The following is a 19,826-nucleotide window of genomic DNA, read 5'->3' as shown; positions in this document are numbered from 1 at the left end:
GCTCCGACCGCCACGCGCAGAAAGGCCCGAAGTCCCCATGCCAGAGCTGGTCTTCTTCTCCGGAACGATGGACTGCGGAAAGTCGACACTGGCGCTCCAGATCGAGCACAACCGCTCGACGCGCGGCCTGCAGGGCATGATCTTCACGCGGAACGACCGGGCGGGGGAGGGGCGGCTCTCCTCACGGCTCGGCCTGGTCACGGACGCCGTCGAGGCCGGCGAGGGACTCGACTTCCACTCCCACCTCGTCAAGCACCTCACCGCGGGCGGGCGTACGGACTACGTCATCGTGGACGAGGCGCAGTTCCTCACACCCGACCAGATCGACCAATTGGCCCGCATCGTCGACGACCTCGGCATGGACGTCTTCGCCTTCGGCATCGCCACCGACTTCCGCACCCGGCTCTTCCCCGGCTCCCAGCGCCTGATGGAGCTCGCGGACCGCATCGAGGTGCTGCAGGTCGAGGCGTTGTGCTGGTGCGGGGCCCGCGCGACCCACAACGCCCGCACGGTGGGCGGGAAGATGGTCGTCGAAGGCGCCCAGGTCGTCGTGGGCGACGTGGGAGAACCCAAGGGCGAGGTCGGATACGAGGTGCTGTGCCGCCGCCACCACCGCCGCCGGCTCACCGCGTCCGCGGCACGGGCGGGCGCCCTGTCCCCGGACGTGCTGCCCGTCGACGCGCCGGCCACGCCGCGGCAGGCGGAGAGGGCGCCCCACTCGGCGCGGTGAACCGGCCCGGCCGGCGGAGGCGCGTAACCGCCCCCGCCTAGGCGGCGGTTGCGATCACGCTGAACTGCGCGCCTTCCGGGTCGGCGGCAGTCGCCACCCGTCCGTGCGGTGAGTCGCGCGGGGGGTGGACCACCCGTCCGCCCAGTTCGCTCACGCGCCGTGCGGTGGCGTCGGTGTCGGCGACGGAGAAGTACGTCTTCCAGTGCGGTCCGCGCTCGCGGGGGAGGGCCCGCCCGACACCCTGGACTCCCGCCACGGGCCTGCCCTCCAGGTGCAGCGTCACGTAGTCGGTGCCGCCCTCGGCGGCGGCCTGGCCGCCCTCCGCCGCCGGCTCGTAGCCGAAGACGGCGGGATAGAAGTGGGCTGCCGTCGAGGAGTCGCGGGTGACGAGCTCGTACCAGACGGGAGTCCCCGGTGCGCCCTCCTCGGCCGGGTTCAGCCCGTCCGGCTGCGGCATCGTCTGCCACACGCCGAAGTTGGCTCCCGAGGTGTCCGCCGCGATGGCGAGCCGTCCCACGTCGTCGGCGTCCAGCGGCCCGACGGCGACGGTGCCGCCCCGTTCCCGGATCAGGTCCGCGGTCGCGTCCGCGTCGTCGCTCGCCATGTACGGCAGCCAGGCGGAGTCCAGGCTCCGGCCCGCCGCGATCTCCCCCAGGCCGGCGACTTCCCGCCCGTCCACCATGGCCCGTACGTACGGGCCGAGATGCTGCGGACCGGAGTAGAACTCCCAGCCGAACAACTCGTGGTAGAACTCCTGGCTTCCGGCCAGTTCGCGCACGAGAAGACTCGCCCAGCACGGTGTGCCGGGGATCTGTCTGGCGAGCGGATTGCGAACTGCTGCTGATTCCATCTGGCTTCTACTCCCTCATGACCGTCGTCGATGCGGTCGCGTCGTGTCGGCTGCTGTGAGCCGCTTCGGATTCAGTGCCCCTGCGCATGCTCGCACCACCTTGGTCACCTTGCTCCCCGACAACGCCGGTTAATTCCTTTTCGGTGCGGTCTGTTCGGAGCGGCTGAGCGAAAATGGCGGGATGACAGCCGTGACTCCCATCACCTCCGCATCCGCCCTGGCCCGCGAACTCTCCGAAGGGCGGCCGCCCGTGCTCCTCGACGTGCGCTGGCAGCTGGGCGGCCCGCCCGGCCGCCCCGAGTACGAGAAGGGGCACCTTCCCGGTGCCGCGTACGTCGACCTCGAAACGGAACTCGCCGCGCCGCCGGGCGACGGCGGACGCCATCCCCTCCCGGACGCAGCGCACTTCGAGGCGTCGATGCGACGCGTTGGAGTCAGCGACCGACGTCCGGTCGTCGTGTACGACGGCGGCCAGGGGTGGGCGGCGGCCCGCGCGTGGTGGCTGCTCCGGTGGGCCGGGCACGGGGACGTGCGCGTGCTGGACGGCGGTCTGGCCGCCTGGCACGGGCCGCTGGAGAGCGGCGACGTGGTGCCGGAGCCGGGCGACTTCACCGCCCGGCCCGGCGCGCTGCCGCTGCTCGACGCGGACGGCGCCGCGGAGCTCGCCAGGCGCGGCCTGCTGCTGGACGCGCGGGCCGCCGAGCGCTACCGGGGAGAGGTGGAGCCGATCGATCCCGTCGCCGGTCACATCCCGGGAGCGGTCTCGGCGCCGACTGCGGAGAATGTCGCGGAGGGAAGCGGGGTTCTGCGTTCTGCGGACGAACTGCGGGCGCGCTTCAGTGCGTTGGGCGTCACCCGGGAAGGCGAGGTCGGCGTGTACTGCGGCTCGGGTGTCTCGGCCGCCCACGAGATCCTCGCACTGGCGGTGGCGGGCTTCGACGCGGCGCTGTACGCCGGCTCCTGGAGCGACTGGACCGCCGACCCGGGCAGGCCCGCCGCCACCGGCGCCGACCCCGGCTGACGTGAGGACGCCGGAGAGCCGGCCCCGGCATGTGCTGCCGGGGCCGGCTCTCTCGGTGCCGTAGCCACTGGCCGAGGTTCCGGGGCTCCCGCCCCGGGCCCCCTCAGGAGTCCTTCTTGCGCCTCGTGCCGAAGACGATCTCGTCCCAGCTGGGCACCGCCGCACGCCGTCCCGGACGCACGCCGTCCGCCTCGGCCTGGCGGTCCGTGGTGCCCTTCAGGCGGTCGCGGTGCGCGCTGACCGAACGCGGCATCAGCACGTCCGCGTAGGCGGAGCCGGCGCCCGCAGCTGTCGCCGGCGGCTCGACCGGCTCCTCCTGCTGGTCGGGTTCGTCCTCGTCGTCCGTCGCGGAGCCGGCGTCCGAGGCGGTGGACTGCCCGGCCGAGGCCGCGGGCCCCTGCTGCTCCGGCACGACCATGTCGCCGCGGAAGCTGGGGACCGCCTCCAGCAGGCTCGTCAGGGAGTCCGGTTCGTCGTGGCTGTCGACGTCCGACGCCTGACGGGCGTCACCGGAACCCCCGCCGCCCGAGAAGCCCGCGGGCTCCAGCTCCCCGCGGTCGTTGCGCTCGCCGCGCTCCCTCGGGAGGCGGGCGATGCGCGGCACGAACGGGAAGCTGGGCTCCGGGGTGTCGTCGGTCTCGCCGATGAGTGCCCGCGCCTCGTCGTCGACGGCCTGGACGAGCCGCCGCGGCGGGTCGTACGTCCATGTCGCCGAGTGCGGCTGGCCGGCGACCCGGTAGGCGAGCAGCACCTCCCAGGTGCCGTCGTCACGCCGCCAGGAGTCCCAGTGCACCGCGTCCCGGTCGGCCCCGCGCAGCAGCAGCCGCTCGTTGACGGCCTCGCCGAGGTGGGGTCCGGCGTTCTCCCCGGGACGGCGCACGGGCGTCTTGCGGGCGCGCTCGGCCATGAACGCACGCTCGGCGAGCACAGGGCCCTCGAAGCGGCGCACGCGGTCGACGGGGATGGCGGCGAGCTGCGCGACCTCCTCCGCGGAGGCACCGGCCCGTATACGGGCCTGGATGTCGCGCGGCCGGAGGTGGCTCTCCACCTCGATCTCGATCTGGCCGAGCCGAGCACGGTCGTTGCGAACGGCGGCGCGCAGCCGCTCATCAATCGGAAGTGTGTATTCCGTGCTGTCGGCAGCTTTGAGCACCAGTCGTGTGCCGTCGTTGCTGACGGCCACGACACGCAGTTCGGGCATGTGTACCTCCCGGGTGGTGCCTGCCGACGTCACGTGCGTCGCTGCTCCCGCTGGACGAGTGTGGCCTGCCCGGCTGGGACCTGCCACAACCTTTCCGACCGGCCCGGAGGTCCGGGACCTTCCCGGAACCGCCGTTCGGCACGGTTATCACTCCGCAACGCACGGTGACCGTCCGCGCCACCTGTGCTGCCTGCGCCGGGCCTGAGCCGAGGCCAGGGCTCGTCACACTACTCCATATGGACCACGGTGGTGGGCCGCCGCGCCGTTCAAGTTGGTCGAGGGAAAGGGACTTTGGGGTCCGGACAAGCCTAGGAAGGCCACTCGCGAGTGGCAAGGGTCACAGAACCGTCCGGAACGGAACCTTTGCCTTCGGTTATTGCCCGGTTGGTCACCTGCGATGAACGAATTCCGCCACGGGCGTGCGGGCCGCCGGGAGCGGCAAGTTCCCCGTAACGGCGACGATTTCGTACGCGCGAGCTGCTCGTGTGCGCGCCGGGGGCGGACAGAGGCAGATTCGCGGCGAACGGGCTCCGCGCGTGCGCCCCCTTGCTGCTCTCACTCGCCCAGTACGCGTCGCAGGTAGTCGTTGGCGAACATCCGGTCCGGGTCCAGCCTGTCGCGGACGCGGACGAACTCCTCGAACCGCGGATAGACCGAAGCCAGGTAGGCGGCGTCCCGCGAGTGCAACTTGCCCCAGTGCGGGCGTCCCCCGTGCGCGGTCATGATCCGCTCGGCGGCGGTGAAGTACGCCTCGTGCGGCGAGCCGCGGTACATGTGCACGGCCACGTACGCCGTCTCCCGCCCCTGCGCGGTGGAGAGCGGGATCGCGTCGGCGGGCGCCGTGCGCACCTCGACGGGGAAGCTGACCTGGAAGCGGGAGCGCTCGACGAGCTCCTTCAGCTCCCGCAGCGCCTCCATCGCCGCCTCACGCGGAAGCGCGTACTCCATCTCCACGAAGCGCACCCGCCGCGGAGTCGTGAAGACCTTGTACGGGATGTCGGTGTACGTACGCGCCGAGAGCGCCCGGCTGGAGACCTTCGCGATGGAGGAGACGACCGCCGGGGCCGCCGCGCCCAGCGAACAGACGGCCTGGAAGACGCCGTTGGAGAGCAGTTCGTCGTCGACCCAGCCGCGGACGCGGGGAAGCGGCTGCGCGGGGCCCGCGGCGCGGTTGTTGCGCTTGGTGTTGCAGCCGTCCGTGTGCGGGAACCAGTAGAACTCGAAGTGCTCGTTCTCGGCGACGAGTTGATCGAACTCGGACGTCACCCGATCGAAGGACATGGGCTCTTCACGGGCCGTCAGCAGGAACTCCGGCTCCACCGCGAAGGTCAGTTCGCTGATGACGCCCAGGGCGCCGAGCCCGAGCCGGGCGGCGGCGAAGACGTCCGCGTTCTCCGCTTCCGAGCAGCGCATGACGGACCCGTCGGCGCACACCAGCTCCAGGCCCACGACCTGCGCGGCCAGCGACGCGGAGGTGCGGCCGGTGCCGTGCGTGCCGGTGCTGACGGCGCCCGAGACCGTCTGCTCCATGATGTCGCCCATGTTGGTCAGCGACAGCCCGGCGGCGGCCAGCGTCTCGTTCAGGTGCTTGAGGGGCGTTCCGGCCGCCACGGTGACGGTACGGGCCTCGCGGTCCAACTCACGTATGCCGACCAGGTGTTCAGGCCGTATCAGCATCCCCTCGGTGGCCGCCGCGGCCGTGAAGGAGTGCCCCGTGCCGGCCGCCTTGACGCGCAGCCCGTCCTCGGCTGCGCGCCGCACGGCCTCGGCGAGGCCGGCGGTGGAGGAGGGGGAGACGGTGCGAGCGGGAGAGGCGGTGACGTTCCCGGCCCAGTTCTGCCACGTCGCTCCGCCTCTGCGGGACGTCCGGGCCGTACGGCTGCTCGGCGGCTGCGCGTTCATCTTGGCCTGTCCCCTCTCGCGATGAGATCGGATCATACTCACGCAGTGGGGCCCGCAAACGTGGGGCTGCCACCGGGACGGCTGGGAGGGCGACCGCCCGGCGCCCGGCCGGGATGCGAGGATCGCCGCATGTCCGACGCGTTCCCTGCCGCCGGCCCCGCAGACGGGCCGCTCTCCGCCGACGCCCGCCCCTACGACGCCCTGCTGCTGCTGTCCTTCGGCGGGCCCGAGGGCCCCGACGACGTCGTCCCGTTCCTGGAGAACGTCACCCGCGGGCGCGGCATCCCGCGGGAGCGCCTGGCCGAAGTGGGCGAGCACTACTTCCAGTTCGGGGGAGTGAGCCCCATCAACGACCAGTGCCGCCGGCTGCTGGAGGCGGTGCGCGAGGAGTTCTCGGCGACAGCGGTCGACCTGCCCGTCTACTGGGGCAACCGCAACTGGAAGCCGTACCTCACCGACACGCTGCGCGAGATGGTCCACGACGGGCGGCGGCGCGTGCTGACGCTCGTCACCAGCGCCTACGCCTCGTACTCGGGCTGCCGCCAGTACCGGGAGAACCTGGCGGAGGCCCTGGAAGCGCTCGGTACGGAGGGCCTGGAGCTGCCGCGCGTCGACAAGCTGCGGCACTACTTCAACCACCCCGGATTCATCGAGCCCGTCGCCGACGGCGTGGTGGCCGCGCTCGCCCAGCTGCCCCCCGGCGTGCGGGACGGCGCCCGCCTCGCGTTCACGACCCACTCCATCCCCGTCTCCGCGGCCGACACCTCGGGACCTCCCCCTTCGCACGGTGACGGGGGCGCCTACGTCGCACAGCACCTCGACGCGGCACGGCTCGTGGCGGAGGCGGTACGGGAGCGGACCGGCGTGGACCGGGAGTGGGAACTCGTCTACCAGTCGCGCAGCGGCCCCCCGCAGATCCCGTGGCTGGAACCGGACATCTGCGACCACCTGGAGTCGCTGCGGGACAAGGGCGCGCCCGCGGCCGTGATGGTGCCGGTCGGCTTCGTCTCGGACCACATGGAGGTCCTCTACGACCTCGACACGGAGGCGGCGGCCAAGGCGGCCGGGCTCGGTCTGCCCGTGGCGCGCTCCGCGACCGTCGGCACCGACCCGCGTTTCACGGCCGCGATCAGGGAACTTGTCCTGGAACGGGCGGCGCTGGAGCGTGGCGCGCGGCCGGAGCGGTGCGCGATGGGAATGCTGGGACCGAGCCACGACGTGTGCCCCGTGGGCTGCTGCCCGGCGAGGGCGCCGAAGCCCGCGGCGGCGGGGGCGGACAGCCCCTTCCCGTGACGGGGCTCCGGAACGGGCGTACGAGCCCCGCACCGTCCCGGCATGACAAGCACAGCACAGCCAGACGAGCAAGGAGAACCGTGACCGCGCAGCTCGACCAGCTCAAGGCCGAACTCCTCGAACTCGCCCTGGAGGCCGCCCACCGCGCCGGCGCCCTCCTCCTCGACGGGCGCCCCGCCGACCTCGGGGTCTCCGCGACCAAGTCGAGCGCGGTGGACGTCGTGACGGAGATGGACCTGGCGTCGGAGAAGCTGCTCACCGGCTACATCTCCGAGCACCGGCCCGACGACGGCTTCCTCGGCGAGGAAGGGGCGTCCTTCGAGGGCTCCACCGGAGTCCGCTGGATCGTCGACCCCCTCGACGGCACGGTGAACTACCTCTACGGGCTGCCGAGCTGGGCCGTCTCCATCGCCGCCGAGTTCGAGGGGGAGACGGTCGTGGGCGTCGTCGAGTCCCCTCCGCGGGGCGAGACCTTCCGCGCCGTCCTCGGCCACGGCGCGTTCCGCAACGCCCAGCCGCTGCACTGCCGTCCGGCGCCCCCGCTGGACCAGGCGCTGGTGGGCACCGGCTTCAACTACGTCGCGGAGCGGCGCGCGGCCCAGGCGGAACTGGTGCGGCAGCTGATCCCGAGGGTGCGTGACATCCGGCGCTCGGGCTCCGCCGCCGTCGACCTGTGCGACGTGGCGGCCGGCCGGCTCGACGCCTTCTACGAGCGCGGCCTGCACCCCTGGGACCTCGCCGCCGGCGACCTCATCGCGCGCGAGGCGGGCGCCCGTACGGGAGGGAGGCCGGGCCTGGACGCCGACGGGGATCTCGCGATCGCGGCGTCTCCCGGCGTCTTCGAGCTCCTCCAGCCGCTGCTCGACCGGCTCGGCGCCTGGCACGACTGAGCGGCCGGAGCGCCCCCGCGGGACTCCGCGCTCCGCGCGCGGTACGCACGGCTGAGCCCCGGGTGCCATCGGCACCCGGGGCTCTGGAGAAACCGGGGATCAGGTCGGTCTGCGGACTGCCCCGGCCCGGACGGGCCGCGGCGGGGGGCTGTCAGGCCGTGGTGGCGCCGATCTCGACGCCGTGCTCGGCGGCGATGCGGCGGAGGTCTTCCAGTTCGGCCTGCTCGACGTCCACGAGGAAGTCGTCGCCCGACTCACGAGCGCGGGTCAGGTCGGTCTCGGTGTTCTGTATACGCTGCAGAAGTCCAGCGGTGAACGCGTCCATGTGCGCCCCCTCGTCATGGGTCGGTGGCACGGGGTGGGTGCCGAGGGTCCTGTCGATCATGATCACGGCGTGCTCCCTGGCTGGACGGTCGGCAGCCGTGACACGGGTCGGTCGGGTGGCTAGCCGCCTACAGGGCGTGATCCGGGGTGTGCCCCTCGTCCTCCCCGCTCGCTACCTCAGGAAAACCTCAAGTTCCGAAAAATCTCGCGGCAGCGGCACCACCGGCTCTTACGGCCGGTTTACCGAGGCGCGGGGGAGGATGAACGCCTTGTGGCCTCCCGTCCTGGCCGGGACCGCAGGAGACTCGTGACTGAGGGAAGGATTCACGTCGTGCGCGTACTCGTCGTCGAGGACGAGCAACTGCTGGCCGATGCTGTGGCCACAGGGCTCCGCAGGGAGGCCATGGCCGTGGACGTGGTCTACGACGGCGCGGCGGCCCTCGAGCGCGTCGACGTCAACGACTACGACGTCGTCGTCCTCGACCGCGACCTCCCGCTCGTACACGGCGACGACGTCTGCAGGAGGATCGTCGATCTGGGCCTGCCCACGCGCGTCCTGATGCTCACGGCCTCGGGCGACATCAGCGACCGCGTCGAAGGGCTGGAGCTCGGGGCGGACGACTACCTGCCCAAGCCGTTCGCCTTCGCGGAGCTGACCGCGCGCGTGCGCGCCCTGGGCCGCCGCACCACCTCGCCGCTGCCGCCCGTGCTGGAGCGGGCCGGCATCAAGCTCGACCCGAACCGGCGCGAGGTCTTCCGCAACGGCGCGGAGATCCAGCTCGCGCCGAAGGAGTTCGCCGTCCTGGAGGTGCTGATGCGCGGTGAGGGGACCGTCGTCTCCGCCGAGCAGCTGCTGGAGAAGGCGTGGGACGAGAACACCGACCCGTTCACGAACGTGGTGCGCGTGACGGTGATGACGCTGCGCCGCAAACTCGGCGAACCCGCTGTGATCCACACCGTTCCCGGCGCCGGATACCGGATCTGAACGCGATGGCCGCCTCGACGACACCCCCCGGTTCCGCGGAGCCCTCCCGCCCCCGCACGCCGGCGCCCGCACCCCCGAAGCCGACGTGGGACCCGCAGGACCAGTCCCGCCAGCCTCCCTGGCTCCGCCCGACGATCCGCATAAGGCTGACGCTGCTCTACGGCGGCATGTTCCTGATCGCCGGCATGCTGCTGCTGACGATCATCTACCTGCTCGCGGCCGAGGCCCTGCACGAGGGCAGCAAGCTCCCCTTCCGCATCCTCAACGCCAACGCGCAGCTCACCTCCGACAGTTGCCCCGGCCTGACCGGCACGCTGCCCAGCGGCCAGTTCATGGAGCGCCTGGAGGAGTGCACCGACACCCAGCGCGCCATCGCGCTCGACGAGCTCCTGCAGCGCTCCCTGATGGCGCTGCTCGGGCTCGCGGTGGCGGCCTTCGCCTTCGGCTACGTGATGGCGGGGCGGGTGCTCTCGCCGCTCGGGCGCATCACGCGCACCGCACGCCAGGTCGCCAGCTCGGATCTGCACAAGCGGATCGAACTGGAGGGCCCGGACGACGAACTGAAGGAACTCTCCGACACGTTCGACGAGATGCTCGACCGCCTGGACCGCGCCTTCACAGCGCAGCAGCGCTTCGTCGCGAACGCCTCGCACGAGCTGCGCACGCCCCTCGCCATCAACCGCACCCTCCTTGAGGTGCAGCTCTCCGACCCGGAGGCGTCACCGGAGCTCCAGCAGCTCGGCAAGACGCTGCTCGCGACGAACGAGCGGAGCGAGCAGCTGGTGGAGGGGCTGCTGCTGCTGGCGCGCAGCGAGAACGAGATCGTCGACCGCAAGCCCGTCGATCTGTCCGAGGTGGCGGGGCGGGCCGTGGAGCAGGTGCGCGCGGAGGCGGAGGGCAAGAGCGTCGAACTGCGCGGGATCCGGCAGCCGGCGTACGTACAGGGCAACGGCGTGCTTCTGGAGCGTGTGGCACTCAACCTCGTGCAGAACGCGGTGCGTTACAACCAGCGGGACGACGGCTGGGTCTCCGTGGGAACGGAGGCCGTGGCGGGGCACGCCGTGATGGTGGTGGAGAACACAGGCCCGGCCGTCCCCGCGTACGAGGTCGACAACCTCTTCGAGCCCTTCCGGCGGCTGCGCAGCGACCGCACGGGGAGCGACAAGGGCGTCGGCCTGGGGCTGTCGATCGTGCGCTCGGTCGTCCGAGCTCACGGCGGCACGGTGACCGCGGAGCCGCGGGAGGAGGGCGGTCTGGTGCTGCGGGTCGTGCTTCCGGTCTGAGATCGTCCGCGGCGCAGCGGCACCACGGGTGCCACGCGGTGTTCGCCATATGCGGAATTTTGTCCGCGCGTGCGCATGCACCGGCGTTGTGATCGATCACACACGCGATTTTCCCCGCCGTCCACCCTGGGTGATCTCAGTTAGCGAAGAATTACCGGAAAATCCAGGTTTCCGCAGGTGGAGATCGTGGGCAGTACCCGGGGTGCGTGCGCACAGCGCGACCGGGGGACCGTTTAAGGTCCTCCTCGGCAGTCGCCGCGATCACCTCTTCAGGGGTGCGGTTGGGTGTCGATTGAGTAACAGACCTTGATGTGAGGCAAAATCTCCGCCTCAGGTCGGGCACAAGTCCGGCCTCTCACGCGTTACGTGCGCTGAGACACCAAAGAAACCCAGAGGGGGAGAGCGAAATGGCAACGGACTACGACACCCCACGCAAGACCGATGACGACGTCAACGAAGACAGCATCGAGGAGCTGAAGGCCCGGCGGAACGACAAGTCCGCGTCCAACGTCGACGTGGACGAGTTCGAGCAGGCCGAGGGCCTGGAGCTCCCGGGGGCGGACCTCTCCAACGAGGAGCTGTCCGTCCGCGTGCTGCCTCGCCAGGCGGACGAGTTCACCTGCATGAGCTGCTTCCTGGTCCACCACCGGTCCCAGCTGGCCGCTGAGAAGAACGGCCAGCCGATCTGCCGCGACTGCGCGGCCTGAGGCCTGGTGGGGATGTCGTAGTGGCGGACGGCGAGCGTGACGACGAGCGGGGCGGGCCTGACCAGCCGTCCCCGCTCGTACCACTGCCCGCGAAGCCGCGCCCGCGCCTCCGCGTTCCATGGCCGCGCGGGGGACGCGGCACTCCGGAACGCGGGGGAGACGGGCTGAAAGGCGGGGGACACCGCTCCTCCGTGCCGCTCGACGACGAGACGGGGAGCGGCGAGGCCGGGAAGCAGCGCGGAAGGCTGCGCGGCTTCATCAGCGTGGTCGCCGACCGTGTCATCGAGGTCGCACCGCGTGTACCGGTACGCGACCTCGCGACGTTGCGTGAGCAGTTCCCGGGCCTCGGCCCGGAAGAGATCGCCGACAAGCTCGTGGCGGGCGCGGTCCGCGGATCGGCCACGGTCGGCGCTGGTGTGGGCGCCGCGGCGATGATGCCCGTACCGCCCGCGATGCCGGCGGAGCTGGCCGCCGAGATCGTCGGAGTCGCCTCTGTCGAGCTGAAGCTCATCGCCGAGTTGCACGAGGTCTACGGACGCCGTCCGCCCGGCAACCTCGGGCAGCGCACGGCCGCCTACCTCGGGGCGTGGACGTCCGAGCGCGGCATCGACGTCACCCGGCCCACGACGCTCAACGCGGCGCTGGGCGGCCAGATGAAGCGCGAACTGCGCCAGCAGCTGCTGAAGCGCACGGTGCGCAACCTCCCGAACCTCACGCCCTTCATGGTGGGCGCCGCGGTGGGCGCTGTGATGAACAGCCGCGACACCCGGAAGGTCGCGGAGAAGATCCGCGCGGACCTCCGCACGTCCGGCGACGGCTGGGAAGCGCTGCCCGCCGGCTCCTTCGAGGACGGGCCGGACCTGGACGGCCCCGCTCTCCCGCCCGCCTGATCACGCCCGCGCGTCAGACGCGAGCGCCGCCCCTCACGACGCGCCGCCCCTCACTCCGCCCTGGCCTGCGGCTGCGGTTCCGGCCGCGGTTCCGGCTCCGGCCGCGGTTCGGCTGCCCTCGCCGCGGTGAGCGCGTCCGCGAGGCGCTGCGGGGAGCGCGTGGAGAGATACACGTAAGGCGTCGGATCGGCGGGGTCGGCCACCTCCACGCGCACCGCCGTGCCGATGTAGCTGCGCAGCAGCATGTGAGCGCGCGGATCCGCCCTGTGCGTGCGCCAGGCGAAGGCCTCTTCCTCGTCGAGCACATGGACGGGGCCGAGCGCCGAGACGGGGATACGCGAGTCGCCGGCGACGAGGGAGCCCGCCACGACGCGGATGCGCGCCGAGCCGTACGCGGAGACCAGGACGGCCGCCAGCGCCGTTCCCGCGACCAGCCCGCCCAGCATCGCCAGCGTCCCCAGCGGCAGCATGACCAGACCCGTCGAGCAGCCGACGAGGGCGGTGATGAACCACCACGCGCGGGGAGCGTGGAGACGTTCGTCGTAAGGGCGTTCCGCAGCAGCCATGCGACAAGCTTGGCACGGGCGGCCGCGGCTGTGCCCCCGTGCGGCGTCCGTGCAGGCAGCTCCCGACTGACGCGGGGGTAAGGTCTGCACACGTGAGTGAACGACAGCCGAAGGCGCCCGGCCCCGCGGACGGACAGCGCGTACCCCCGATGAGATCCCTGACGCCGCCGCCCGGCGCCGCCGCAGCGGAACGCCATCCCGACGCGCCCGCCCCGGGCACCCTTCTCGGCTCCCACTACCAGCACTGCTTCGGCTGCGGCAGCGGCCAGCCGCACGGCCTGCACCTGGAGACCAGGGCGGGTGAAGGGGTCAGCGTCACCGCGGAGTTCACGGTCCGCCCCGTCCACCAGGGGGCACCCGGGCTCGCCCACGGCGGCGTACTGACCACGGCGCTCGACGAGACGATGGGCTCGCTGGGCTGGCTCATGCATGTGATCGCGGTGACGGGGCGGCTGGAGACCGACTTCGTGCGTCCGGTGCCCGTCGACACCGTCCTGCACCTGAGCGCCAGGGCCTCCGGCGTCCACGGGCGGAAGATCTTCACCAGCGCGGAGGGCCGCATCGGCGGGGCCGAGGGGCCGGTCGCCGTGCGGGCTGAGGCCCTTTTCATCCAGGTGAAGGTCGAGCACTTCACCGACAACGGACGGGACGAGGAGATCCAGGCCGCGATGGCCGATCCCGATCAGGTCCGCCGTGCCCGAGCATTCGAGGTGAACCCGTGACCAGGCAGCCCGTCGACGTACTCCTGCGGCGCCTCGACCCGGACGTCCCGGTCCCCGGCTACGCCCACCCCGGCGACGCCGGCTGCGACCTCGTGACCACCGAGGCCGCCGAGCTGGCGCCGGGGGAGCGCACCGTTCTGCCCACCGGGGTGTCGATCGCGCTGCCCGACGGGTACGCGGCGTTCGTGCACCCCCGTTCCGGTCTCGCGGCCAGGTGCGGCATCTCTTTGGTCAATGCACCCGGAACCGTGGATGCCGGGTACCGTGGGGAGATCAAGGTGATCGTGGCAAATCTTGATCCGCGCGAGACCGTGCGGTTCGAGCGACTCGACCGCATCGCCCAACTCGTCGTCCAGCAAGTGGAGAAGGTGCGCTTCCACGAGGTGGCAGAGTTGCCGGGCTCGGCGCGGGCCGCGGGGGGATTCGGCTCCACAGGCGGCAGCACCGCGGCCGCCGCACATCAGAATGACTACGTTCCGGTCGGAGCCGACCGGCATTCCGACCTGAGAGGACAGTGACGTGTTCGGACGTCGTCGCAAGAAGAGCGAAGAGCCTGAGACGGGCGCCTCGGACGACTTCGGGACGGACGGGCAGGGCGCCGCCCGGAGCTCCGACCCCGCCGACTCCGTCACCGACGCCCAGGCAGCGCGAGTGAAGCTGCCTCCGGCGCCGCGACCCGACGGGCCCTGGGACGTCAGCGAGGTGACCGACCCCAGCAACGGCAGGGTGAACCTCGGCGGGCTGTACGTCCCCGGTGTCGAGGGCATGGAGCTGCGCGTGGAGGTCGCGGGCGAGTCGATCGTCGCGGCGACCCTCGTACTGCAGGACAGCGCCATCCAGCTCCAGGGCTTCGCCGCTCCCAAGCGCGAGGGCCTGTGGGAGGAGGTGCGCGAGGAGATCGCCACCGGCATCACCAAGCAGGGCGGTGTCATCGACGAGGTCGAGGGCCGGCTCGGCTGGGAGCTGCGTGCGCAGGTCCCGGTGCAGCTGCCCGACGGCACCAACGGCGTGCAGGTGGTCCGCTTCGTCGGTGTGGACGGGCCGCGCTGGTTCCTGCGGGGCGTGATCTCGGGCCAGGGCGCCGTACAGCCCGAGTCGGGCGTCCTGCTGGAGCAGGTCTTCCAGGACACCGTGGTGGTCCGCGGCGACGCTCCCATGGCTCCCCGCGACCCGATCGTCCTGAAGCTGCCGGACGATGCGCAGATGGTGCCGGACGGCGTCCAGCAGGAGACCGTCGAGGAGGGCTCCCGCTTCGCGGGCGGCCTCGACAAGCTGCAGCGCGGACCGGAGATCAGCGAGGTCCGCTGAGCGTCAGTGCTTTCCGGCCGTGGGGCCGCCGCGCCGGCCGGCCCCACGGCCGTCGCGTGTCCGCGCATCCCCGGGGAACGATGGGGTCCTGGGCCGTTCGGGGCCCGCTCTCCCCGGTACGCTGGCACCATGACAGGCGCCATCCGAGCAGAGCAGGGACCGCGCGGCGGGGGGCGTTTCAAGCGCTTCCTGGAGCGGCTTTCCTCTACTGAGGAGGATCTGCACTCCCAGGAGCTGCGCGAGGAGGCGGACAGCAAGGGCTGCACCCGCATCGCCGCCTGCCAGGACCGCGAGACAGTGCGCGTCACGGGTACCCTGCGCACCGTCACCCTGCGCCCGCGGGCCGGGGTGCCGACGCTGGAGGCGGAGCTGTTCGACGGGTCCGCCGCCCTGGACGTGATCTGGCTCGGCCGCCGGGCAATCGCCGGCATAGAACCGGGCCGGAGCCTGATCGTCTGGGGACGGGTCTCGCTCAACCACGGCCGTCCAGTGATGTTCAACCCGAAGTACGAGTTGCGACCCCTGGGACAGGAGTAGCGGGTGACCCCCCTCGACAAGCCGGCCGCCGACGGAACCGGCCGACGGACCGGTGCCGACCCGGCATCCGACAGCGGAACGCAACCCGATGACGCGGCGGCCCCGCGTGCCGTGACGGAGGCAGCGCTCTTCGAAGCCTTCGGCGGTGTGCGCGGCCTGGTGGAGACGACCGTTCCGGGCCTCGTCTTCATCACCATGTTCACGATCAACAAGGACATCCATGCGGCGGCGCTGACGGCTCTGGCCCTCTCCGCCGTGCTGGGGATCTTCCGGCTGATCCGCAGGGACACCGTCAAGCACGCCTTCAGCGGCGTCTTCGGCGTGGCCTTCGGCGTGATCTTCGCGATGATGACGGGCGACGCCAAGGCCTTCTACCTGCCCGGCATGCTCTACACGCTGGGCCTCGCCCTGGCGTACATCATCACGGCGGCGGCGGGCGTCCCGCTGCTGGGCCTCGTCCTCGGGCCGGTCTTCAAGGAGAACCTCTCCTGGCGCAAGCGGAACCCGGGCCGCAAGAGGGCCTACACGAAGGCCAGTTACGCGTGGGGATTCATCCTGCTCGGCAAGTGCGCGATCCTCTTCCCGATGTATTTCGCGGGAGCGGACGCGACGCGTTTCGGCTGGGTGACGGTCGCGCTGAAGATTCCGCCCTTCCTGCTCGCGGTCTACCTGACGTGGATCTTCCTGGCGAAGGCGCCCGCGCCCATCAACGTCATCGCGGAGATGGAGGCCGAGGAGAAGGCTGAGCAGGAGCGGGAGCAGCAGAAGAAGAAGCTCGACGCCATCGGCGAGGGCCTCGCGGACGACGCCGCCTCGGCGTTGCTCGCGGAGTCCGAGCGTGCGCAGGAGCCGGGCGGGGGGCAGCAGCCGGGGCGTCACCGCCGCTGACGGCCCGGGCCGCCCGGGCGCCGGCGGCGGAGCGCCGCCGGCGCGTGTACGGGCGGAGCCGGGCTGACGGCCCGGCCCCACAGGACCGATCCAGTACAACGGCCCGCCCGTTGAAGCTGCCGCTGTCCCGGGGTGTCACTCGCCGCGGACGGAGAGCAGGTCCTCCAGCTGCGCCTCACGGGCGGGCGCGGCGACGAACAGCAGCTCGTCGCCGACCTCCAGCGCGTCGTCGCTGTCCGGAACGAGCACGCGGTTGCCGCGGATGATGGTGACGAGGGCGGTGTCCTCGGGCCAGCCGACGTCCCCCACCCGCGTGCCCGCCAGGGCCGCCTCCGGCGGAAGCGTCAACTCCACCAGGTTCGCGTCGCCTTGCGAGAAGCGCATGAGCCGCACCAGGTCGCCGACGCTGACGGCCTCCTCGACCAGGGCCGACATCAGCCGCGGTGTGGAGACGGCGACGTCGACACCCCACGACTCGTTGAACAGCCATTCGTTCTTGGGGTTGTTGACGCGCGACACCACACGCGGCACCCCGTACTCCGTCTTGGCGAGCAGCGAGACCACCAGGTTGACCTTGTCGTCGCCGGTGGCCGCGATCACCACGTTGCAGCGTTCCAGGGCTGCCTCGTCGAGGGACGTGATCTCGCAGGCGTCCGCCAGCAGCCACTCCGCCTGCGGCACCCGCTCCACGGAGATCGCCGTCGGCGCCTTGTCGATGAGCAGCACCTCGTGCCCGTTCTCCAGCAGCTCGCCCGCGATGGAGCGGCCCACGGCGCCCGCACCCGCAATAGCTACCCTCATCGGCCGCGTCCCCTGTTCGCTGTGCCTTCACCGTTCACGAGTGCCCCTCCTCGGGCCCCCGCGAGAAGACTGCCTCCACCTGATCGACCTGGTCGCAGCGCATCATCACATGGACCAGATCGCCTTCCTGGAGCACCGTCTCCGACGTCGGAAGCATCGCCTCGCCCACCCGCGTGAGGAAGGCGACCCGCACTCCGGCCTCCTCCTGAAGCTTGCTGACCCGGTGCCCCACCCACTTCGTCGAGGTGTGCACCTCCGCGAGCTGGACGCCGCCGCTGGGGTCCCGCCACAGCGGTTCCGCGCCGGAGGGCAGCAGGCGCCGGAGCATCTGGTCGGCCGTCCAGCGCACGGTGGCCACCGTCGGGATGCCCAGACGCTGGTAGACCTCGGCCCGCTTGGGGTCGTAGATCCTCGCCGCGACGTGCTCGATGCCGAACATCTCCCGGGCCACGCGCGCCGCGATGATGTTGGAGTTGTCGCCGCTGCTGACCGCCGCGAACGCACCGGCCTCCTCGACGCCGGCCTCCCTGAGGGTGTCCTGGTCGAACCCGACCCCGGTCACCCTGCGTCCCCCGAAGCCGGAGCCCAGGCGGCGGAAGGCCGTCGGGTCCTGGTCCACGACCGCGACCGTGTGGCCCTGCTGCTCCAGAGCCTGTGCGAGCTCGGCGCCTACCCGGCCGCAGCCCATGATCACAACATGCACGCCCGTCCCTCTCGTCACTTACAGCGGGCCGCCTCAGCATCGCACGGCTGACCGCATACGATCCTCTCCGTGTCCAGGATTACCCATCTGCCCAAACGACTTCTGCTCGGGAGGGCGCTGCGAAGCGACCGCCTCGCGGAGACTCTGCTGCCCAAGCGGATCGCGCTGCCGGTCTTCGCGTCCGACCCGCTGTCGTCGGTGGCGTACGCCCCCGGTGAGGTGCTTCTGGTCCTGTCCGTCGCAGGCGTGTCCGCGTACCACTTCAGCCCGTGGATCGCGGTGGCGGTCGTCGTCCTGATGTTCACGGTGGTGGCTTCCTACAGGCAGAACGTACGCGCCTACCCCTCCGGGGGAGGGGACTACGAGGTCGCCAACACCAATCTGGGCCGCCGGGCCGGGCTGACCGTCGCCAGCGCGCTGCTCGTCGACTACGTCCTGACCGTGGCCGTGTCGATCTCCTCCGGCGTGGAGAACCTGGGGTCCGCGGTCCCCTTCATCGTCCAGAACAAGACGACCGTCGCCGTCGTCATCATCGTGCTGCTGACGCTGATGAATCTGCGCGGCGTACGGGAGTCGGGCAAGCTGTTCGCCGTCCCCACCTACTGTTTCGTGGCCGGCGTCTTCGGGATGATCCTCTGGGGAGCTATACGCGGGGGCCTGCTCGGCGACGAGATGCGCGCCCCCACCGCGGACTTCGTGATCGACGCCGAACACAGCGGCGGGCTCACCGGTTTCGCGCTGGCCTTCCTGCTGCTGCGGGCCTTCTCCTCCGGCTGCGCCGCCCTCACAGGCGTCGAGGCGATCAGCAACGGTGTGCCCGCCTTCCGCAAGCCCAAGTCGAAGAACGCCGCCAACACCCTTGCGGTGATGGGCCTGATCGCGGTGACGATGTTCTGCGGCGTCATCCTGCTGGCGCTGGCCACGGGCGTGAAGATGGCCGAGAACCCCGCGACGGAGCTGATCGTCAACGGCGAACCGGCGGGCGCCGGTTACCACCAGGACCCGGTCATCTCCCAAGTTGCGGCAGCCGTGTTCGGCAGCGGGTCCCTCCCCTTCGTCTTCCTCGCCGCGGCGACGGCCCTCGTGCTGTTCCTCGCCGCGAACACCGCCTACAACGGCTTCCCGCTGCTCGGCTCGATCCTCGCCCAGGACCGCTACCTGCCTCGCCAGCTGCACACCCGCGGCGACCGGCTGGCGTTCTCCAACGGCATCGTGGTGCTCGCCGGAGCCGCGGCCATACTGGTCGTCGCCTACGAGGCCGACTCCACGCGCCTCATCCAGCTCTACATCGTCGGCGTCTTCGTCTCCTTCACGCTCAGCCAGATCGGCATGGTCCGGCACTGGAACCGGCTCCTGGCGACGGAGGGGGACGCCGGAGCACGGCGCCGCATGCACCGCTCCCGGGTGATCAACACCTTCGGCGCCTTCTGCACGGGGCTGGTGCTCCTCGTCGTACTCGTGACGAAGTTCTCGCACGGCGCGTGGGTCTCGCTCCTCGGCATGCTGCTCTTCTACGGCGTGATGACCGCCATCCGCCGCCACTACGACCTCGTCTCGGAGGAGCTGGCCGCCGACGATCCGGACGAGAAGCGTGTGAAGCCCTCCCGCGTGCACTCCATCGTGCTGGTCTCCAAGACGCACAAGCCGACCCTGCGGGCGCTGGCGTACGCCCGGCTGATGCGCTCCGACACGCTGGAGGCCCTGACCATCAGCGTCGACGCCCAGGAGACCGCGCAGCTGCGCAGGGAGTGGGAGGAGGCGGGCATCGACGTACCGCTGAAGATCCTCGATTCCCCGTACCGCGAGATCACGCGGCCCGTCATCGAGTACGTCAAGCGGCTGCGTTCGGAGAATCCCCGCGACGTGGTGAGCGTCTTCATCCCGGAGTACGTCGTCGGCCGCTGGTACGAGCAGCTGCTGCACAACCAGAGCGCGCTGCGACTCAAGGGGCGGCTGCTGTACACGCCGGGCGTCATGGTGACGTCCGTGCCGTGGCAGCTGGAGTCGTCCGAACTGGCGCGCAAGCGCGCGAAGAAGCGCGCTGAGTGGGACGCGCCGGGGTCGGTGCGGCGGGGGCCGGTGGGGCGTTCGGGAGCCGGACGCGACGGGGGTGGCGCGGGGAGGAAGCCCGGGCCAGGGAAGTAGGGCCCGGGCCGGACGGCGCCTCGAATCGAGGTTTGCGACGCAGACCCGTTTGCCGGCCGCCGCTGCCGAGGCTAGGGTTT

At 71.4% G+C, this 19,826-nt stretch carries 21 protein-coding genes; 14 read left to right on the top strand and 7 right to left on the bottom strand.

Annotation, left to right across the window (positions count from 1 at the left end; genetic code table 11):
- The first annotated feature begins 37 nt into the window (after positions 1-37).
- Entirely contained in the window at positions 38-730 is a 693-nt protein-coding gene (locus H181DRAFT_RS21400; RefSeq protein WP_045866193.1) for a thymidine kinase, read from the top strand.
- A 37-nt stretch (positions 731-767) separates the two neighbouring features.
- Here the strand turns inward: H181DRAFT_RS21400 and H181DRAFT_RS21395 are convergent, their stop codons facing one another.
- Positions 768-1,580: a VOC family protein gene (locus tag H181DRAFT_RS21395; RefSeq protein WP_045866192.1), complete on the bottom strand. Its 813-nt coding sequence runs from the start codon at positions 1,578-1,580 to the stop codon at positions 768-770.
- 190 nt (positions 1,581-1,770) lie between these two features.
- Here H181DRAFT_RS21395 and H181DRAFT_RS21390 point away from each other — a divergent pair, with 190 nt between their 5' ends.
- Positions 1,771-2,601 (top strand): sulfurtransferase, encoded by an 831-nt coding sequence (locus H181DRAFT_RS21390; protein WP_107068821.1) that lies wholly within the window; start codon positions 1,771-1,773, stop codon positions 2,599-2,601.
- Between the two features lie 103 nt (positions 2,602-2,704).
- On the opposite strand, the gene sepH is transcribed toward H181DRAFT_RS21390, so the two are convergent.
- A complete protein-coding gene (sepH, locus tag H181DRAFT_RS21385) occupies positions 2,705-3,802 on the bottom strand; it encodes a septation protein SepH (protein WP_045866190.1) in 1,098 nt (365 codons plus the stop codon).
- 555 nt (positions 3,803-4,357) lie between these two features.
- Positions 4,358-5,704 carry a D-arabinono-1,4-lactone oxidase gene (locus H181DRAFT_RS21380; protein ID WP_045866189.1) on the bottom strand — a complete coding sequence of 449 codons (1,347 nt, stop codon included), beginning with the start codon at positions 5,702-5,704 and terminating at the stop codon, positions 4,358-4,360.
- Between the two features lie 129 nt (positions 5,705-5,833).
- Here H181DRAFT_RS21380 and H181DRAFT_RS21375 point away from each other — a divergent pair, with 129 nt between their 5' ends.
- Entirely contained in the window at positions 5,834-6,997 is a 1,164-nt protein-coding gene (locus tag H181DRAFT_RS21375; protein ID WP_045866188.1) for a ferrochelatase, read from the top strand.
- Positions 6,998-7,077: 80 nt separating this feature from the next.
- Complete coding sequence (locus H181DRAFT_RS21370; protein WP_045866187.1) at positions 7,078-7,887, top strand: inositol monophosphatase family protein; 810 nt, start codon at positions 7,078-7,080, stop codon at positions 7,885-7,887.
- A 151-nt stretch (positions 7,888-8,038) separates the two neighbouring features.
- On the opposite strand, the gene H181DRAFT_RS21365 is transcribed toward H181DRAFT_RS21370, so the two are convergent.
- Positions 8,039-8,272: a hypothetical protein gene (locus tag H181DRAFT_RS21365; RefSeq protein WP_139131739.1), complete on the bottom strand. Its 234-nt coding sequence runs from the start codon at positions 8,270-8,272 to the stop codon at positions 8,039-8,041.
- Positions 8,273-8,542: 270 nt separating this feature from the next.
- Here H181DRAFT_RS21365 and H181DRAFT_RS21360 point away from each other — a divergent pair, with 270 nt between their 5' ends.
- The 4 genes from H181DRAFT_RS21360 to H181DRAFT_RS21345 all read left to right on the top strand — a co-directional run bounded on the left by H181DRAFT_RS21360 (position 8,543) and on the right by H181DRAFT_RS21345 (position 12,076).
- Positions 8,543-9,196 (top strand): response regulator transcription factor, encoded by a 654-nt coding sequence (locus tag H181DRAFT_RS21360; protein ID WP_045866185.1) that lies wholly within the window; start codon positions 8,543-8,545, stop codon positions 9,194-9,196.
- Between the two features lie 5 nt (positions 9,197-9,201).
- Positions 9,202-10,479, top strand: a complete 1,278-nt coding sequence (locus H181DRAFT_RS21355; RefSeq protein ID WP_045866184.1) for a sensor histidine kinase — start codon at positions 9,202-9,204, stop codon at positions 10,477-10,479.
- A gap of 407 nt (positions 10,480-10,886) precedes the next feature.
- Positions 10,887-11,186: a DUF4193 domain-containing protein gene (locus H181DRAFT_RS21350; RefSeq protein WP_016470291.1), complete on the top strand. Its 300-nt coding sequence runs from the start codon at positions 10,887-10,889 to the stop codon at positions 11,184-11,186.
- Positions 11,165-12,076 (top strand): hypothetical protein, encoded by a 912-nt coding sequence (locus H181DRAFT_RS21345; RefSeq protein WP_254666938.1) that lies wholly within the window; start codon positions 11,165-11,167, stop codon positions 12,074-12,076. Before H181DRAFT_RS21350 ends, H181DRAFT_RS21345 begins: the two co-directional genes overlap by 22 nt.
- A gap of 50 nt (positions 12,077-12,126) precedes the next feature.
- Here the strand turns inward: H181DRAFT_RS21345 and H181DRAFT_RS21340 are convergent, their stop codons facing one another.
- Entirely contained in the window at positions 12,127-12,642 is a 516-nt protein-coding gene (locus H181DRAFT_RS21340) for a DUF3093 domain-containing protein (RefSeq protein ID WP_045866183.1), read from the bottom strand.
- Positions 12,643-12,791: 149 nt separating this feature from the next.
- Here H181DRAFT_RS21340 and H181DRAFT_RS21335 point away from each other — a divergent pair, with 149 nt between their 5' ends.
- The 5 genes from H181DRAFT_RS21335 (at position 12,792) to H181DRAFT_RS21315 (ending at position 16,097) form a co-directional block, all read left to right on the top strand.
- Positions 12,792-13,364, top strand: coding sequence for a PaaI family thioesterase (locus tag H181DRAFT_RS21335; RefSeq protein ID WP_045866182.1), 573 nt, complete (start codon positions 12,792-12,794; stop codon positions 13,362-13,364).
- Complete coding sequence (dut, locus tag H181DRAFT_RS21330; protein WP_045866181.1) at positions 13,361-13,882, top strand: dUTP diphosphatase; 522 nt, start codon at positions 13,361-13,363, stop codon at positions 13,880-13,882. The genes H181DRAFT_RS21335 and dut overlap by 4 nt, the downstream gene beginning before the upstream one ends.
- A gap of 1 nt (position 13,883) precedes the next feature.
- Positions 13,884-14,672 (top strand): DUF3710 domain-containing protein, encoded by a 789-nt coding sequence (locus tag H181DRAFT_RS21325; protein WP_045866180.1) that lies wholly within the window; start codon positions 13,884-13,886, stop codon positions 14,670-14,672.
- Positions 14,673-14,801: 129 nt separating this feature from the next.
- Positions 14,802-15,209, top strand: a complete 408-nt coding sequence (locus tag H181DRAFT_RS21320) for an OB-fold nucleic acid binding domain-containing protein (RefSeq protein ID WP_045866179.1) — start codon at positions 14,802-14,804, stop codon at positions 15,207-15,209.
- A gap of 3 nt (positions 15,210-15,212) precedes the next feature.
- Positions 15,213-16,097: a DUF3159 domain-containing protein gene (locus tag H181DRAFT_RS21315; RefSeq protein WP_045866178.1), complete on the top strand. Its 885-nt coding sequence runs from the start codon at positions 15,213-15,215 to the stop codon at positions 16,095-16,097.
- Between the two features lie 135 nt (positions 16,098-16,232).
- Here H181DRAFT_RS21315 and H181DRAFT_RS21310 read toward each other — a convergent pair whose 3' ends face one another.
- The gene (locus H181DRAFT_RS21310; protein WP_074467975.1) at positions 16,233-16,898 is read right to left on the bottom strand and encodes a potassium channel family protein; all 666 of its coding nucleotides are present in this window, start codon (positions 16,896-16,898) and stop codon (positions 16,233-16,235) included.
- A 34-nt stretch (positions 16,899-16,932) separates the two neighbouring features.
- A complete protein-coding gene (locus tag H181DRAFT_RS21305; RefSeq protein ID WP_045866176.1) occupies positions 16,933-17,601 on the bottom strand; it encodes a potassium channel family protein in 669 nt (222 codons plus the stop codon).
- A 69-nt stretch (positions 17,602-17,670) separates the two neighbouring features.
- On the opposite strand from H181DRAFT_RS21305, the gene H181DRAFT_RS21300 reads away from it, so the two are divergent.
- A complete protein-coding gene (locus H181DRAFT_RS21300) occupies positions 17,671-19,746 on the top strand; it encodes an APC family permease (protein ID WP_045866175.1) in 2,076 nt (691 codons plus the stop codon).
- Positions 19,747-19,826: the final 80 nt, after the last annotated feature.

This window comes from Streptomyces sp. WMMB 714, assembly GCF_900090125.1.
GTDB classification, from domain to species: Bacteria; Actinomycetota; Actinomycetes; order Streptomycetales; family Streptomycetaceae; genus Streptomyces; species Streptomyces daqingensis.
Note: the sequence above shows the minus strand (reverse complement) of the source record. Positions and strands in the feature narration are given on the sequence as shown.